Annotated in this window: 16 protein-coding genes; 2 read left to right on the forward strand and 14 right to left on the reverse strand. The window is 44.5% G+C overall.

Annotated features, from left to right (window positions below):
• Positions 1–133: 133 nt before the first annotated feature.
• Entirely contained in the window at positions 134–508 is a 375-nt protein-coding gene (locus H7T88_RS21720) for a VOC family protein (protein ID WP_154983282.1), read from the forward strand.
• Between the two features lie 46 nt (positions 509–554).
• Here H7T88_RS21720 and H7T88_RS21725 read toward each other — a convergent pair whose 3' ends face one another.
• The 11 genes from H7T88_RS21725 to H7T88_RS21775 form a co-directional block, all read right to left on the reverse strand.
• Positions 555–1,724, reverse strand: a complete 1,170-nt coding sequence (locus tag H7T88_RS21725; RefSeq protein ID WP_221790263.1) for a GNAT family N-acetyltransferase — start codon at positions 1,722–1,724, stop codon at positions 555–557.
• Positions 1,717–2,178: a hypothetical protein gene (locus H7T88_RS21730; RefSeq protein ID WP_221790264.1), complete on the reverse strand. Its 462-nt coding sequence runs from the start codon at positions 2,176–2,178 to the stop codon at positions 1,717–1,719. The genes H7T88_RS21725 and H7T88_RS21730 overlap by 8 nt, the downstream gene beginning before the upstream one ends.
• Positions 2,179–2,185: 7 nt before the next feature.
• Positions 2,186–2,884, reverse strand: coding sequence for a DUF4274 domain-containing protein (locus H7T88_RS21735; protein WP_260511062.1), 699 nt, complete (start codon positions 2,882–2,884; stop codon positions 2,186–2,188).
• Positions 2,885–3,064: 180 nt separating this feature from the next.
• Positions 3,065–4,597 carry a methyl-accepting chemotaxis protein gene (locus tag H7T88_RS21740; protein ID WP_221790265.1) on the reverse strand — a complete coding sequence of 511 codons (1,533 nt, stop codon included), beginning with the start codon at positions 4,595–4,597 and terminating at the stop codon, positions 3,065–3,067.
• Between the two features lie 333 nt (positions 4,598–4,930).
• On the reverse strand, positions 4,931–5,974 hold the full coding sequence (locus tag H7T88_RS21745; RefSeq protein ID WP_221790266.1) for a pectate lyase family protein: 1,044 nt from the start codon (positions 5,972–5,974) through the stop codon (positions 4,931–4,933).
• A gap of 197 nt (positions 5,975–6,171) precedes the next feature.
• Complete coding sequence (locus H7T88_RS21750) at positions 6,172–7,350, reverse strand: DUF4179 domain-containing protein (RefSeq protein WP_221790267.1); 1,179 nt, start codon at positions 7,348–7,350, stop codon at positions 6,172–6,174.
• Positions 7,340–7,888 carry a sigma-70 family RNA polymerase sigma factor gene (locus tag H7T88_RS21755; protein WP_260511063.1) on the reverse strand — a complete coding sequence of 183 codons (549 nt, stop codon included), beginning with the start codon at positions 7,886–7,888 and terminating at the stop codon, positions 7,340–7,342. The genes H7T88_RS21750 and H7T88_RS21755 overlap by 11 nt, the downstream gene beginning before the upstream one ends.
• Before the next feature lie 153 nt (positions 7,889–8,041).
• Positions 8,042–8,446: a hypothetical protein gene (locus tag H7T88_RS21760; protein ID WP_221790268.1), complete on the reverse strand. Its 405-nt coding sequence runs from the start codon at positions 8,444–8,446 to the stop codon at positions 8,042–8,044.
• A 37-nt stretch (positions 8,447–8,483) separates the two neighbouring features.
• Positions 8,484–8,816, reverse strand: coding sequence for a hypothetical protein (locus H7T88_RS21765; protein WP_221790269.1), 333 nt, complete (start codon positions 8,814–8,816; stop codon positions 8,484–8,486).
• A gap of 26 nt (positions 8,817–8,842) precedes the next feature.
• Positions 8,843–9,535 (reverse strand): hypothetical protein, encoded by a 693-nt coding sequence (locus H7T88_RS21770; RefSeq protein WP_221790270.1) that lies wholly within the window; start codon positions 9,533–9,535, stop codon positions 8,843–8,845.
• A gap of 67 nt (positions 9,536–9,602) precedes the next feature.
• Positions 9,603–10,064: a DUF6386 family protein gene (locus H7T88_RS21775; protein ID WP_260511064.1), complete on the reverse strand. Its 462-nt coding sequence runs from the start codon at positions 10,062–10,064 to the stop codon at positions 9,603–9,605.
• Positions 10,065–10,217: 153 nt separating this feature from the next.
• On the opposite strand from H7T88_RS21775, the gene H7T88_RS21780 reads away from it, so the two are divergent.
• Complete coding sequence (locus H7T88_RS21780; RefSeq protein WP_090915162.1) at positions 10,218–10,595, forward strand: PilZ domain-containing protein; 378 nt, start codon at positions 10,218–10,220, stop codon at positions 10,593–10,595.
• 150 nt (positions 10,596–10,745) lie between these two features.
• Here H7T88_RS21780 and H7T88_RS21785 read toward each other — a convergent pair whose 3' ends face one another.
• From H7T88_RS21785 to H7T88_RS21795, 3 genes are all read right to left on the reverse strand, one after another.
• Positions 10,746–12,650 carry a beta-glucoside-specific PTS transporter subunit IIABC gene (locus H7T88_RS21785; protein ID WP_154957885.1) on the reverse strand — a complete coding sequence of 635 codons (1,905 nt, stop codon included), beginning with the start codon at positions 12,648–12,650 and terminating at the stop codon, positions 10,746–10,748.
• Between the two features lie 127 nt (positions 12,651–12,777).
• Positions 12,778–13,629, reverse strand: coding sequence for a BglG family transcription antiterminator LicT (gene licT, locus H7T88_RS21790; RefSeq protein WP_090915167.1), 852 nt, complete (start codon positions 13,627–13,629; stop codon positions 12,778–12,780).
• A gap of 224 nt (positions 13,630–13,853) precedes the next feature.
• Complete coding sequence (locus H7T88_RS21795) at positions 13,854–15,284, reverse strand: glycoside hydrolase family 1 protein (protein WP_221790273.1); 1,431 nt, start codon at positions 15,282–15,284, stop codon at positions 13,854–13,856.
• Positions 15,285–15,447 lie beyond the last annotated feature (163 nt).

The following is a 15,447-nucleotide window of genomic DNA, read 5'->3' on the forward strand; positions in this document are numbered from 1 at the left end:
TGTATTATACACTTTGAAATAACGCTTACATATATATTTTTGTAAATTTTTTCAATAAATTCAGATGAACTGCCTTTCTTCTTGTATAATAAACAAGAACCGACACTACGCAACTCCGAAGGAGAGAACCAACATGTTAATCAAACTCAACTGGATTACACTACGTGTGCGTAATCTGGAAGCATCGATTCACTTCTATCACAATTTACTAGGACTTACCGTTCAGCGCAGATTTGAAAGCCGTGGGCGTCAGATTGCCATGCTTGGTCTGGGTAAGACGAGTGAGACCTCACTAGAGTTAATTGAAGGTAGTGAAAAGACATTGAAGCCGGACGCTGGCATCTCAATCGGTTACGAAGTAACGTCACTGGATGAAACCATGAAGCATCTTGAAAACATGCACATCCCCATCCTGCGCGGACCTGTAGAGCCGAACCCACGTCTACGTTTTATCTACATTGCAGACCCAGATGGGTTCGAGGTACAGCTGGCCGAGCACCTGAAATAGGGCATACATATGAGCTCACTCAAATGACTGGAGTAGCACAGCTTGCTTATAGCTTCATGCGGCGCATCAACGGCACACCTATGCTGTTCAACAATCGATCTAGTAATGCCCAGCACCACCTTCTGCGGAATGAGAGATGCCGGTCGTATACTGCGGAATATTCAAAATCCGCTATCGCGCCGCGATTACGTTTAAACTGCGCTGCACCAGCACTCTCATGTAGTAACACTCTGTTGTTTTGGGCTTGTCCAATGAGACAAGCGGACAACATGCGGTACAAACCGACAGATTGGGGAATGGTGATATCATAGCCGAACAGTGGCGTGGTCATCACACCGTTGCGGGAAAAATAACCCATCACTGCATCCAAGCGCCCTTCCTTACGCAAGCCGTGTAGACTCAATGTTCCGTTCGCCATGGCTCCAGCAATAAAACGCTCGTTGAACTGCGGGTTGTCATAGGAGTACTTTTCCAAATAAAGCATCCGGTACAGTTCCACAATTCGCGGGATATCTGATTCCGCAATATCTGCACCAGAAACCAATTCATAGCCATGTTTGTTCAGCAATGCCTGATCCCGTTTAAGCAACCAGCGCGACTTGGCGTTGCCGAAATTCGGATCATATGCCTGATACAGATAAATCTGCCTGCTCGGTATAGAGCGGCATCCCGCTTCCTGAAGCCCTGTTATCAGATTCGAGTGCAGTGCGGAACTCAAAGAGCGAAAGATCACCGTATGCCCTGGATAGCGCTCTTTTACCGTCTCAAGTAAATTCGTGGCCTGCTCAGCTGTCATTGCAGGATATAGATTAGTAGATAACAGCCAGTTGTTCACATGTACAACCTTGTTGATCCGGGATTTTTTCATGCCCCAGCCTATTAAACTGAGTAGCATGGAGAGTCCTTTTTCCAGCATCGGCTTCTGTAACATGGTCAGCTCCTGTTTGGCGTACCGCACATAGTGAGTATACGGGGAACAGACATAAGCATTATCATATTCCTCATCATTCACGGTCACCGGCAGCACAAGATTATCTATCCGGGCAAGGAGCAACGTGGTGTTTACGTTAGTCATGTATTCTGTAGTTCCTTGCATCATCATCGGTTCTAAATACGCCCGTGCGTACCTCGCATCATCCGTATCGGGCCAATCCAAGGTATGGAGCGAAAGTCGATCGTATAATCGAACGCGATTCTCCTGATTAGCTTTATTCATGGACGTTCTCCGATTTTTTCGCAAACTCAGCAATCCGTTCTCCCGGTTCCAGATTCGGCCGATCATAGTAATAAACCATGCCGAACTGATAGGTCATCTGCTTCGCCACGATATAAAATCGTTGTTCTTCAAATTCATTTTCCAGGCAGAAGACTGTACCATTCCTTTCAAAACCATACATCACCGAATTTAACTGAACGATCTCTTCTTCCGTGGCCAGTCGAAACCTTTCCACGATAAATATCGTCGCCGGACACAGAATGAACTCTACCTCATGAAAGGTGATCTCCACATTGTGATAATACGAAAAGTCAAAACTGCCTGCCAGCACCAACTGCTGGCTCTGATGCTGCATAGGCTCCGTAATGTAAAAATGCTCGATGTTACCTTCCTTCAGTTCCTGTTGCAACTGCTCTAGCTTTTGGTTCTGCTCATGGAAAGAGTCATGCCCCATTTTTGAATCAACCCTTTCTAGTCAAAAATGCCGCGAGGTGTCGATATGTAGGCCCATCTACTCTTCTGTTCACTTCTTCCATATCCATTTCCAGCCAGTAGTCTACCTCCATCAACTCAGCCATATCAAGCTTTGTGATCTCGGCACATTTGGGATGTTCAGCCGCTACAACCATCGGTCCGGGACTATCATCCCAATTAAAGCCATTCACCACGGCATGTATCAACACTTCTGAGTCCAGCATCCGAATTTTCTCACAGGCTGCATCGGAAGACTCCTCGTAAACAATGTCATCCACAATCTGTTGTTCTTCAGCCGTCAAAATCAAACGTATGGCTCCAGGTGTATCTAGCAGGATCTCCGCCATGTTTGGATTGCGCCCTCTTGCCAGGTTCCAGGCTGTAGCTAGAATGCCGTTGGGAGAATCCAGTCTCGCCCCATGTTCAAGCAATAAACGAATCGCTTCAGGCTGGTTGAACCTTACGGCTTTTTTCAAAGCTGTATCCCCGAGTTTGTCCTCCAATTCCAGTTCAGGATTGGCTTGCAGCAGACAGCGAATGCCCTCAAGAGGCGCACGATTAGTCAAGAAGAGCATAAGGGGTGTTCGTCCGCGTTCATCCCGTTCATTGACATCCAATGAGGATGAAGCTATAAGTTCAGAAAGATGCTCTATATCTTTGATTTTACTAATATCTGTCCAATTCAAAATGATCTCTCCTTCATTACTTTTCTATTTCTACACCTACTCTATCTAAAAATATAGATCGCTACAAGAGACCTTTGAACGCCAAAAAAGCCCGCAAAGCGAGTAATTACGCATGGACGGGCCTATTGGCATAAACCTAATATGATCGGTTAACAATCTCTTGCAAGACGAAAGTCAGACTTAGGCTGATATCGTAGGGATTGGAACAACCTTTGCCGCAAGGGATGAATCTATCTCGGATTTGTTATCTGGTGTCGAAGCATGATGATTGGACACGAGATCACCTAGATTAACAATAAGCTTCTCCAGTTCGGTGAAGCTTGCCACCATATTTTGCGTCAGATTACGCTGCTCTTCCATACTCGCCAGAATCTCTTCCGTTGCAGCACTGGATTGTTGCGTTACACTGGAAATTTCGGATACTTCATTAACCACCCGAGTCGAGGATTCCTTCATCGTTGCTGAACTTGTTTCAATTTCTGTGGCCTGAGTCAATACATTCTGTGAATTGTTGTTAATGGACTGGAATACCCGCTCCGTTGTCAGAACACTTTCTGCTCCAACTTGCAGCAACTGACGAACCCCTTCAAACCGGCTTGTCAATGCCTGTGTCTGTGTTCTCAGACTGGTGAGGATCGAGGTAATCTCACTCGCCGATTGGCCTGAGCTCTCAGCCAGCTTGCGAACTTCCTCCGAAACGACGGCAAATCCGCGTCCATGCTCACCTGCCCGTGCTGCTTCAATAGCTGCATTCAGCGCAAGCAGATTGGTTTGAGTGGCGATATCCGAGATACTGTTCAGCATTAACGTCATCGATTCACTCTGATCATTGAATTTCTTCATATCATCAGCTGTCGTGTTTATTGTCTCGTACAATTCATGCATCTGTTCGTTCAGGTGACCCATATGCGCACTACCCGTCTGTGTACTTGAGGCCATACTTGCGGACAGCTCTTTCATCTGCTCAGAATATGACGCTACGTCCTTAATATGACGGTCAGACTGAGATAACGATTCGGAGATTTCGGCAATACTGGTCGCCTGAAACTCGATACCTCTTGCAACTTCGCTGAATCCGACCGTAACTTCGTTGGTGATGGCACCGGTCTCATCCACTTTTTGTTTCAATTGCTCCGTATAGCGGGACAACCCTGCAACAGCTTCTTTCACCCGTTGCAACATGATTTCCACGCGGGTGCGTGACTCTTCCACCTGCGCTCCCCGTGCTTCACTGTCCATGAACAATCGTTTGTTTACCCTTGACACGGTGATCATAATAATTCCGGTTACGATATACATACTGAAATTAATCAAATCGGCAAAGAGTTGCTCGATACTTGCAGATGACACAAGAACCAACTGAACCGTGAAAAAGGCAAGCATCACCGAAAAAGCAGTGTTATAGTGCTTGCTATTCGGATACAGCAGGAGCGGTGAAACAATTAGAATGCCTTGCACGGCATTCATCGCGTCACGACTTACGTAAATTCCACTGGCGATCACCGCTACGGTCACAAACCATGGAATGATATGTATACCTTTTTTCATGAAATTGCATACAGTAACTGCTAGAGTAACTACAACGGAGAGTAGCGTGGATAGCCATAGATCGGGAACAATAATCGTAATCCCCGCGCTGATGGCCGTTATGGCCCACATCATGTAACTTACTAGTTTGTTTCTCTGCCAAGTGATCTCATCAATACGATTCATGCTTACCCCGTCCTTTATGTAAGTTAAAAAAATTAACACATGTAGGCCACTATAAGTTTATTCTCAGTCCATAGTCCTGCTTATACGTAGTTCCGTAACTCCTGCGCCTTTAGCATAGTACATATTAACTTCATAAACGTGCAGTCAGCGCCACTTTATGTATATCGGCAATTTATGTCTAAAATTAATATGTCTTAATAAATATATGTTAACAAAATAAAATTCCCTGAATGTGCACCAAAAAAAAGAGCCTGCTCATGCGTAGGTACGCATAAAAGCAGACTCTTTACTCCATCTTTATCTTTTATAGTGATCTCATATACCTTCCGCCTGTTACTTGCCAAATACCAATGTTGTATTCGATGATCCGGCATATTTCGTAACAAACTCACGTGCATAGGCCGCGCTTTCAACCTGATAGCTGTAGTTATTGCTTGGTCTCCAGTTGGTTTTTGGAGAAACCGGGCTGTTCAGAGCAGGGGTGCTACCTGTATCCGTAAATTCTCCTTTACCTTTGTCGTCCAGAATGCCGCCTTTTTCAGCTCCTGCACCAAAGTAGTTGTTTTCGGAATAAATACGGGCTTTTTCTCCGATCGTGATCGCTTGATTGAAGTTATTGGCGTAATTGTTTTTGATGTGGAAGAAACCATAACGCATAAGTCCAGGGCCACGTACATACAAGTTTTCGAAATAGTTATTGGACATGGTCACATGTGGCACACCATTATAACTGCTATTACCGTCATTCGGGTGTCCTAGAATGATGCCATATTTGTGATTCGCAAATTTGGAGTTACTGATCGTGATATAGTCTGCGCGGTCACCGATATACAAAAGCTTATCCAGGTCACTGCCGCCAGAACTGTAGTTGTGGCCCGAGAAGGTAACATGGTCGATCCAATAGTTGGAGCCGGAAGTAATATACATTTGGATATCATCGTTGGCATTGATGTTCGCAGAGTGATTAAACGTCAGATTTTGAAAGATCACATTGCTTGATCCCGAAGTGGATCTGAAGTGAATGTTCGTTAATGTATGTCTGTCAAAAGAACCTACCAATGTTTTGTTGGAACCAAATTCAACTTTTTGCAAGCTGGATGAAGAAATATTCTGTTCCACAACGACAATCTTAGCTGTAGAGCCTGCCATGTGTGTTCTCAGATCATTCAGATTACTGACATACACGACCTGACCGTTCCTGCCTCCTGTCGTCGCCGCCTTGGATACACCGTTCTCATTCTTCGCATTACCTGCAAAACCAGTCAAACCATTTGTGCCCGTGTTGGGAAAGTTAGCCGCACCATATGTAGCAGGGGCTGTTGAAACCGTTAACAACAATAAAGTGACTGCGAGTAAAAGCAATGAAAACTTCTTCAAAATATCACCATCCTTTGTAATTTGTCCCTTAAACAACTCGATTATAGCTTGTAACCTGCATTGTGACAATACCATTATTGCAAAAAGACAATTATTTTATCTTTTTTGCAACAGCAGGTCAGATATGGTGAAAAAACAAGAAGGATGAGCTCATGTCACGCCTGACTCATGAACACATCCCATCTATCCTGAAGCATCTATTTAATTTTGATTTCGAATTGATCTTTAGCGACATCTTGTAAATTGTCATAGACCTTTCCTGGCTTTCCTTGCACCTTCAATATAATTGATTGAGGTTCATCAAGAAAATTACTGGCGAACGAATACGTCATGCCATTCCCCGTTCCTCTGCCTCCATTCCTAGATAAGGTTGTTTTCTCCCCTTTTTTGGAGAACGTAACAATCTCAAACGGCTGAACGATATCGCTAATGAACGACTCCTTCTCATAGTCAAGCTTTTGTTTGGGATCATAATCAACTCTTACCTGTGTAACCAGTGGCGAAATTTCCACGTCCGAGATCAATACGTCGTACTCCCCAAACTTGAACGTTTTATTGACAGGAATAATCTCCGTTTTAGGAATAGAAAATTTCGGGTCTAATGCAACCATAACGTTCATTTTTTTAGAAAATTCGTACTTACGTTCCTGCGAATTCTCCCTCTGCTTCTCCCGTTCTGTTCCATTTCCCTCGCCCTTGTCATCATGAAGGCGATCAGGAACGACAGAGGAAAGCTGAAATTCAAAATTTAATTTTTCCGGAAGCGCCGTGCTGCGACTTCGGTCAAATGTGGTACGACCTCGGAGGACATTATTCTGATCTGAGAAATGAATGCTGCTAATGCTGCCGTTATCAATCACATGTCCTGTCGAGGCATCCGTCAATTTTGTGTTCGCCATGGAATATACACCACTCGGAGTATCCGTCCTTGCTGAGTATAAGAGGATAACTCGATTCTCATCCGCCATCAATGCATCCAGCGTAAACGTGTATTTTCCCATCGTCACCGTCTGATTAACACGTTGAACATAATTATGGTTAAGAGCTGAGGTAAGGGTAGCACTCTCCTGATCTGTGCGCAGCAATCCACGAAAAGGCTCCAATCCCCCCCAATGAACTTCAGGTTCGGAAGAGGTCAACCGTTGTTGACCGAGGTCTCCAAGTGATGCGAACATAATACCCGCCACAGCAAGTGATACAGCGCATAACACTGCGATCCATTGTCCTCGTCTTCTTTTACTCGATCTACTCGTTCTGGCTTCCGCCAAGCCGCGTTGTATGGCAGCAGCCGTATTCGCCGAATCTAATTCTCTACGCTCTTTGTTAACCTCATATGCATCTGCCAGCAATGCTTTTTCCTCCGGGCTAGTGGTCATGCCAATCCCTCCTATTCTTCATCAGCTTCCGTAATTGTTCAAGACCCTTATGCTGCCATGTCTTAATCGTGCCTTCCGGTTTGCCAAGAATTGAAGCAATATCTGTAAGTGTCATATCGTTGTAGTACTTGAGCAACAATACATGCCGATACTTCGGTTGTAATTTAAGCAAAAGGGACTGCATGGCTATACGATTATCTTGGGCACTAATTATCCACGAAGCCGGGGTATTATTCTCCATGCTCTCATCCGGCTGAGGTATAGTTCGCTTGCGGCGACGCTGTTCATCAATACAGACATAAATTAAAATTCGAATGATCCATGATTTAAATGCCTTCTCGTTTTTTAGCGTACGACGTTTAATCCAGGCTCTGCAGGTCATCTCTTGTATAGCTTCCAGTGAATCCTGCCGATTCCTTAAATAGCTATAGGCAATGGATAATAACGTATCCTGATGCTCCGTAACGGAATTAATAAACGCTGATTCATCGTGCACATGTATCCAGTTCATCTGCTTCATCCCTGTCTCGCTATCCATCCTGTTCCCCTCCTTCTCTCTCTCTCTCTCTCTCTCTGTGGTATAAGACGGACGAACCGACCAAACCGTTTTCATTATTTTCCATACGAAAAAAAGCTCCCCATCCATAGATAGGAGCTGCTATTCCTGCACTCGTAATCGAATTACATCTACTTATAGATTACCCGTAACTTCAATCCCGTCAGCTGAAGCCAGCACGTTCCGAATCCAGGTTGTCAACGAATCCAGGAACACCCGCAGTTCCGGTTCAACAACTTCCACCTGATCCAACTCAGCTAAAATGCCCGGCCATACCTCTTTCACCATCGGATTATCCCAACAGGGATCAAACGCCTGCAGCTCTTCTCCACTTTGCGGGTCCGTTAAAGGGAAAACACGATGGATTGCCGGACGAATATGCTTGAAATCCTCATCATAGATGAACAGCCTATCCTCCTGTCTTATCTCATGCATCTCTTCGTTCAGGTATAAGGGAGACAAGGTAAACCCGATATTCCTCTCCGGGCCTTCATACTGATAAAGGAGCACCGGAATTTTACTTTTGGCTTGTCTTTGCACAACATTCACTCCTTTCCCGAAACACCACTTCAGGCACTCACAATTCGAACCATTCAAATACTTCTGGATACTGATTCGTCACACCCACCATCTGCTCCTTCCAGGTTCGTCCTTCCTCCCCCCAGATGTGGAACAGGCAGTAAATGTATTTTTCACCCTCCGCTACTTCATCCAAATTGTTCGCTTCCTCCAGCCATACTTCCAAAGCTTTGGGCCAGGATGCATCGTCACGCAAAAGAACAAAACCATCCATATGTTGTTCTACGCTGTACATCCTGTTATGTGTCAGCGAAGCCGCCAGTCGCGTCAAGATCTCAGTCAACCTGCCGTGCTCCTGCTCCTTCGTTCTGATCCCATACTCCCAACCCATAACGTGATTCCTCCCTCAAACATCGTTTACCGGGCTTCACTTCGCTGCACTGCGTATCCAGATTGCTGTAGTTCATCCATTGCAACGAACACATCACGCTTTGGATTCAATTCTCGGATCAGGTCAGCACTAATCGGTGCACCGTTATATATTTCAGTCACAGCAGTCAGAGACATTCCCTGTATATCGTAGTAATCTTTTGCCCAATCGATGTATGATTCCGGTGTTTCCTCGATATAACCGAGCAGAAATGCTACCCCACCCTCAGCATCCGATTCGTTCTCCTGAGCCATAGCAAGTCCAATCCAACTGCCTGTTTTCCACTCAGGACTGTGCACTTCCTGCCAAATACAGAAGGTCACATCCTCTCGAGCCAGCGTTTCCTCGTGTTGATCTAACAGACGTATGAAATCCTCCGGTACCTCATCGTACATTCCCGGATAGATTTCACCATCCTCACGGTTATGCGGACTAAGCGGAGATTCATGATCAAACCCTTTGAGTAACGTGCCCGTATTCGTAAACATAGCATGCAGATGGTCCCCTGCCCCGTTATCTACACTTCCCCATGCTGTATCTGGCTGAAGAATGTTATGGTGATAACGATGTACGCGGAGCCATTCCTCCTCTGACAGAATGATATCAAGTGCCGCAAGCGCTCTTATCCGCTGGTGCAAAATAGAAGCATTCATGATCGGTGTCCCGCTCCAATGATGCATATCCATCTCTCCTAAAAATGACTATATAAGTATGTAGTGTAATTAAATTAATCCATGCAAGACCATGCTATAGTCGGATCAAATCCTGTAGCTTGTTCTTCCCTTGGTCAGTAGGTTGGATCGTAACCGATATCTGATTTTCCTTTTTAAACACAGTACACGCATAATTTCCAGAGTTTAGCTGTAAGAAAACCCCTTGGGATAATTCATCCGGTTCCAGTTCACCGCCACTGACATCATCTGCTGCCCCTAAGTAAACTGTGCCCGAAGGAACCTGAAAATAATATCTCTGTCTCGGCTCCGCTTCACTCCCGGTTTCCAAAATCGTTTCTTGCACATTCCAGTGCACTTCATACGTTCCGTCCTCACCCAGATTCAGGAACAGACAATGACCTGCGTTTACCTCCTCCAGTTCATCATCCGGGATCGACCACCAGTCAGGTGTATCCTGGAGACGATGCTCTAATGACGCCAGATCATAACAACATAATGTGGCTGTATCCGTATCCATCTGAAATGTTCCTTGCATGTTCATCCTCTCCTTCATTTTTTTATTATAACAAGCCAGCCTCACACATAAAATCGAACTCCCGAACCATCTCTGTAACGTTACTCTTCATTTCTGGTTAACAACTGACGATATATCCATAACGGAATTTTTTTGAACTTGATGGAGGAATCTATGCCAATTAATAATAGGAAAGAACCTTTTCGTTATACTCTGAAAGAACCTATGCACTTCGAAATCTATATCCTGAGCATTAATGGCATGGACGGTCCTTCCAAGCCTATTCAGGCCGAATTACGTGATATCAGTCGTTCGGGCTGTCAGCTTGCTTTTCCACTGTCCCTCCCTGTAGAAGATAACGATATTCGCATCGGCATCAACTTGAAGCTGTTTGAAGACTTATTATATATAGAGGGCACACTTCGCTGGGGGATGGAATATAACATGGTATGGCGTTACGGTGTGCAACTTGAAATCGCAGTTGAAGATCAGGATCGCCTGTCCCGGGAAATGCGCATGCTCGCAGGACAAGGTAAAATTATCGTCAAATAACCATCTAACTATGTTTCCTTTAAAATAAAACTGATTCAGATTGCACAGGCCTCTCTACAATGTACATAGAGAAATCTGCATAATTAAAATGAAAAAAGCAGTTGCTTCTCTGGATATATTCCAGGAAGCAACTGCTTTTGTTATATTGAATTATGCTTTTGCCGTGAACAACAGTTCTTGTTCCTTAACGGTTATACGACCAGCAGACTCAATAGAAGCATATTGATGCATATTGGTTATGATTACCGGTGTAATCGTTGTATAACCCGCTTTTTCAATCTCTTCCCGGTCGAATTCCATCAAGACATCACCCACAGAAACCTTGGTGCCTGCCTGAACTTTAGGAGAGAAGAACTGGCCTTTCAACTTCACCGTATCAATCCCGATGTGAATCAGCATTTCCGCACCTGTATCACTTACGAGACCAATGGCATGTCCGCTCTTCGATAATGAGAATACCGTTCCGTTGATTGGAGAAACAACGCGGCCTTCTGTCGGTTGAATTGCAAAACCTTTACCCATAATTTCTTCAGAAAACGCAGGGTCAGGAACTTCACTAAGCGGTTTCACTTCACCCGTGATCGGGCTAAATACTTGCTCATCTTGTGCTTGTGTTTCTTCCGTTACTGCTGGAGCAGTCGTTGTTGCTGACGTTACAGTTTCTGTAGAAGCTGAAGTTGCAGCTGCTTGCGGAGCATTATTTTCCTGGAATCCCAAGATGTACGTAATCAATGCTGCAGAGACAATCGCAATGACACCGCCCAGTATACCATAAATCAATGTACTGATGGACGGACTGATAAATGCTGCAAGTCCTGGCAAACCTACAAGGCCTGTTAGTACAAATGCTTTTACCTTGACAATACCCATAAAGCCACCACCGATTGCCCCACCGATGAGCGCAGCAATAAACGGTTTTTTGTATCTCATATTAACACCATACATCGCTGGTTCAGTAATCCCCATAAATGCTGTCAGACCTGTGGAATAAGCCATAGATTTCGTTTGTCCATTTTTGGAACGGAGTCCTACACCAATCGCTCCACCCGCTTGAGCCCAGTTCGCTGCAAGCATCAAAGGTATAATAAAGTCATAACCTAATGTTGTCATGGAACCAACAACGATCGGTAGCAACGCATAGTGCATTCCTGTAATAATTAGCAGTGACATTGTACCACCAATTAGAATACTTGCGAGGATAGACGCATTATCGAACAACCAAGCAATACCGCCAGACATACCATTACCGATAATGGAACCCAGTGGTCCAATCGCAATCAATGTAAGTGGAACCATGATCAGCAAGGTAACCGTTGGTACGACGATGAGTTTTACTGATGAATGGGTAATGCGGTCAACCGCTTTTTCCACGTAAGAAGCAATCCAGATCGCAATAACAATCGGAATAACCGTTGAAGAATAGGTTGCTGCGACGACTTTAATCCCCGCGAACGATGAGTTTCCTTCTGCCAGCAAAGCTGTTATGGTTGGATGCATAATTCCGGCTGCAAGCGCTGCACCGATATACATATTGCTTCCCAATTTCTTAGCAGCACTGATGGCAAGAATGATTGGCAAGAAGTAGAAAGCACCGTCACCGATCGCAGATAAGATAACATAAGTCGAACTCTTATCAGACAGCCAGCCAAACGCCACAAGGATTGCCACGATCCCTTTGATCATACCTGCGCCGGTAATCGCCGGGAGGATTGGAGTAAATACGCCTGAGATGAAGTCAAACAGGGCACTTATTGGATTTCTCTTTTGTTTCGGGCCTGTAGAAGCCGTAGAAGTTCCGGCATTTGCACCTTTGGACATGTTGCCTACCAGCGCGTTGTATACCTTCGGTACATCGTTACCGATGATGACCTGGAACTGTCCGCCATTCTCCATAACACCCATAACTCCAGGTGTGTTCTTTAATGTTTCTTTGTCAGCTTTTTTGTTGTCATTCAAGTTAAATCTGAGTCTTGTCATACAGTGGGTCACTTGATCCACGTTTTCTTCGCCACCAACAAGCTTCAGAATATCTTTGGACAATTGTTGTTTATCCATTGTGTTTTGCTCCTTTTATGTGTATTGAAGGTTTAAAAAAAACCTAAACACCGATCCATGACAAAGCATAACAGCTTATCATGTTTCAACGTTTAGGTTTTGCCTTTTTTGCAGTAACAATCCCAAATTATTCGATTGTTTGTTCATTTCGGACAATACGTTCGATGTGGATCGTGAGATACAACACTTCTTCCTTCGACAAGACCCGATTATAGATTTTACGTGTATAATCGTTAATCTTGACTGCACAAGCATGTGCTTCCGGATATTGTTTACTCACCAGATCATGAAGCGGATTATCCTCTTCCTTGTCTTCAATCGCTGTACCTTGGAGTACCCGTTGAGCGAAGAACTTCAAATGGGTCAGGAATCGGTAATAACTTAGTGAATCTTCGTCGAGCTCGATCACGAAACTGCGCCGAACGATGTTGAGAATATCCTTCACGATATTCGTAATGCTGATCGTTTCTCTCATCTCACCATTCATCTGGGCGTTAACCAGATGCATCGCGATGAATGCACATTCGTCCTCGGGAAGAAGAACACCTAGCGTTTCTTCAATAATCTGCAATGCCTTGAGACCGATCGCATATTCCTTCCGGTACATACGCTTGATTTCCCAAAATAATGCATTGCGGATCTGCAATCCTTGACGATGTCGGTCAATAGCAAAATGAATATGATCCGTCAGTGAAATGTAGATGCTTTCATGAAGCTTCTCACCCAGTACCGTCTCAGCGTAACGAATAATCTCATCCGAGCATTCCACATATTCCACCGGAATATCAGACAGAAGCGTCTTCAATTTCTGAGATACTTCTTTACTTTCGAGCGAAAATATTTTTTCGACGAGACTCTCGTCGATGAATTCACCAGTATGCTTTTTGAAGGCAATTCCACGCCCCATAACGACCAGTTCGTTACCTCCCGGATCAATTACAGTGACTACATTGTTGTTGAGCACCTTCTCAATTTTCATTTCTTCACATCACCTTGCACCGTCAAAGTAGTAAAAGGCAAAACCAAAACAGGTCATGAAGTATGCCTGCCTCTGGTTTTGCCTGATTGAACAGTAACAATCCAGTATTCTTTAGCCTTGGGCCTATCTTACCATATTAAATCGCATGTGACAACGTTTTTCTGAAAGCGGTTAATGTGCGTTAATGCGACATAAAAGGCACTCATACAACAATGACTTTGGAATTATGCTTTTGCATTATTATCGACAAGACTTGCGCCATTTGTACTAATAACTTCTTTGTACCAGTGGAACGATTTCTTCTTATAACGCTCTAGTGTTCCTGAACCGTCGTTATTACGGTCTACATAGATAAAACCATAACGTTTCTTCATCTCTGCTGTAGAGGCACTTACCAAGTCAATGCAGCCCCATGACGTGTACCCCATCACTTCGACACCATCTTCAAGCGCTTCACCAACTTGCACCAGGTGATCATTCAAGTATTGAATGCGGTAGTCATCATGGACCGTTTTATTGCCATTCTCGTCTGTAACCAACTCATCTACGGCGCCCAAACCATTTTCGACAATAAACAATGGTTTCTGATAACGGTCCCAGTATTTATTGAGGGTTACACGCAAGCCCTGAGGATCAATCTGCCATCCCCATTCGCTTGCTTTCAAGTAAGGGTTCTGAACTCCTGCAAACAGGTTTCCTTTGCCCTCTTTACGTTTCTCCGGATCACCGGTCTCACAGATACTTACATAATAGCTGAAGGAGATGAAATCTACGGTGTGCTTGAGAATTTCCTCATCCCCATCTTCGAACTTAATGTTGATGTTATTCGCTTTGAAATAGCGATTAATGTATTTCGGATAATACCCACGTGCATGGATATCAGCGAAAATATCATTCCGTTGCTCTGCGTGCATCGCTGCAACAACGTCGTCTGGATTCGGTGTGAGCGGATATGTCGGCATGCTCAGCACCATGCACCCGATTTTCGCTTCCGGCATAATCTCATGGCCCAGTTTGACAGCAAGCGCACTGGCTACCAATTCATGATGGATCGCTTGGTACAGATCCTGCTTGGACAATTCGGATTTCGGTGTATAGATACCACCACTCATGAATGGTTCTTCCAGAATGGAGTTGATCTCATTAAACGTCAACCAGTATTTCACTTTGCCTTTGAAACGGTTAAACAGCACAGTGACATAACGTTCGTAAAACTCAATCATTTTACGATTAACCCATCCATCATAGGTTTTAGACAAATGTAGCGGCGTCTCGTAGTGAGAGATCGTTACGAGCGGTTCAATGCCGTATTTGTGACACTCATCGAACAGGTCATCATAGAATTGCAGACCTTTCTCGTTCGGCTCCAGTTCGTCCCCTTTTGGAAAAATGCGAGACCACGCAATGGATGTACGGAACACCTTAAAGCCCATCTCGGCAAACAGTTTGACATCCTCTTTGTAGCGATTGTAGAAATCAATACCGATCAATTTCAAGTTATCCTCGGTAGGGCCTTCGGTTCTTGGAGTTGTAATACCATGCGGCATAACGTCCTGTACAGACAGACCTTTGCCATCCGCATTATAAGCTCCCTCAAGCTGGTTGGCCGCTACCGCGCCGCCCCACAGAAAATCCTTCGGAAATGGTGTAGTCATTTGCGTTCATCCTCTCAACATTGAATGTCTATATAAATTGAACTAAAGATTTTACACAATCCACTCCGATGACAGAATAACCTTCTAATCGCTGTTACCCCCAGATTTTTTCGATTCCCTTTTCCAAAGGGGAAAATCCGGTGATAAAGGCGTCCGCTCCGCT

Source organism: Paenibacillus cucumis (ex Kampfer et al. 2016), from assembly GCF_019748695.1.
Taxonomy (GTDB): domain Bacteria; phylum Bacillota; class Bacilli; order Paenibacillales; family Paenibacillaceae; genus Paenibacillus; species Paenibacillus polysaccharolyticus.

Coding starts and splice junctions, on each gene's coding strand:
- H7T88_RS21720 (WP_154983282.1), top strand. CDS start 134: ATGTTAATCAAACTCAACTGGATTACACTACGTGTGCGTAATCTGGAA.
- H7T88_RS21725 (WP_221790263.1), bottom strand. CDS start 1,724: ATGAATAAAGCTAATCAGGAGAATCGCGTTCGATTATACGATCGACTT.
- H7T88_RS21730 (WP_221790264.1), bottom strand. CDS start 2,178: ATGGGGCATGACTCTTTCCATGAGCAGAACCAAAAGCTAGAGCAGTTG.
- H7T88_RS21740 (WP_221790265.1), bottom strand. CDS start 4,597: ATGAATCGTATTGATGAGATCACTTGGCAGAGAAACAAACTAGTAAGT.
- H7T88_RS21750 (WP_221790267.1), bottom strand. CDS start 7,350: ATGACCACTAGCCCGGAGGAAAAAGCATTGCTGGCAGATGCATATGAG.
- H7T88_RS21755 (WP_260511063.1), bottom strand. CDS start 7,888: ATGGATAGCGAGACAGGGATGAAGCAGATGAACTGGATACATGTGCAC.
- H7T88_RS21765 (WP_221790269.1), bottom strand. CDS start 8,816: ATGGGTTGGGAGTATGGGATCAGAACGAAGGAGCAGGAGCACGGCAGG.
- H7T88_RS21770 (WP_221790270.1), bottom strand. CDS start 9,535: ATGCATCATTGGAGCGGGACACCGATCATGAATGCTTCTATTTTGCAC.
- H7T88_RS21775 (WP_260511064.1), bottom strand. CDS start 10,064: ATGCAAGGAACATTTCAGATGGATACGGATACAGCCACATTATGTTGT.
- H7T88_RS21780 (WP_090915162.1), top strand. CDS start 10,218: ATGCCAATTAATAATAGGAAAGAACCTTTTCGTTATACTCTGAAAGAA.
- H7T88_RS21785 (WP_154957885.1), bottom strand. CDS start 12,650: ATGGATAAACAACAATTGTCCAAAGATATTCTGAAGCTTGTTGGTGGC.
- licT (WP_090915167.1), bottom strand. CDS start 13,629: ATGAAAATTGAGAAGGTGCTCAACAACAATGTAGTCACTGTAATTGAT.
- H7T88_RS21795 (WP_221790273.1), bottom strand. CDS start 15,284: ATGACTACACCATTTCCGAAGGATTTTCTGTGGGGCGGCGCGGTAGCG.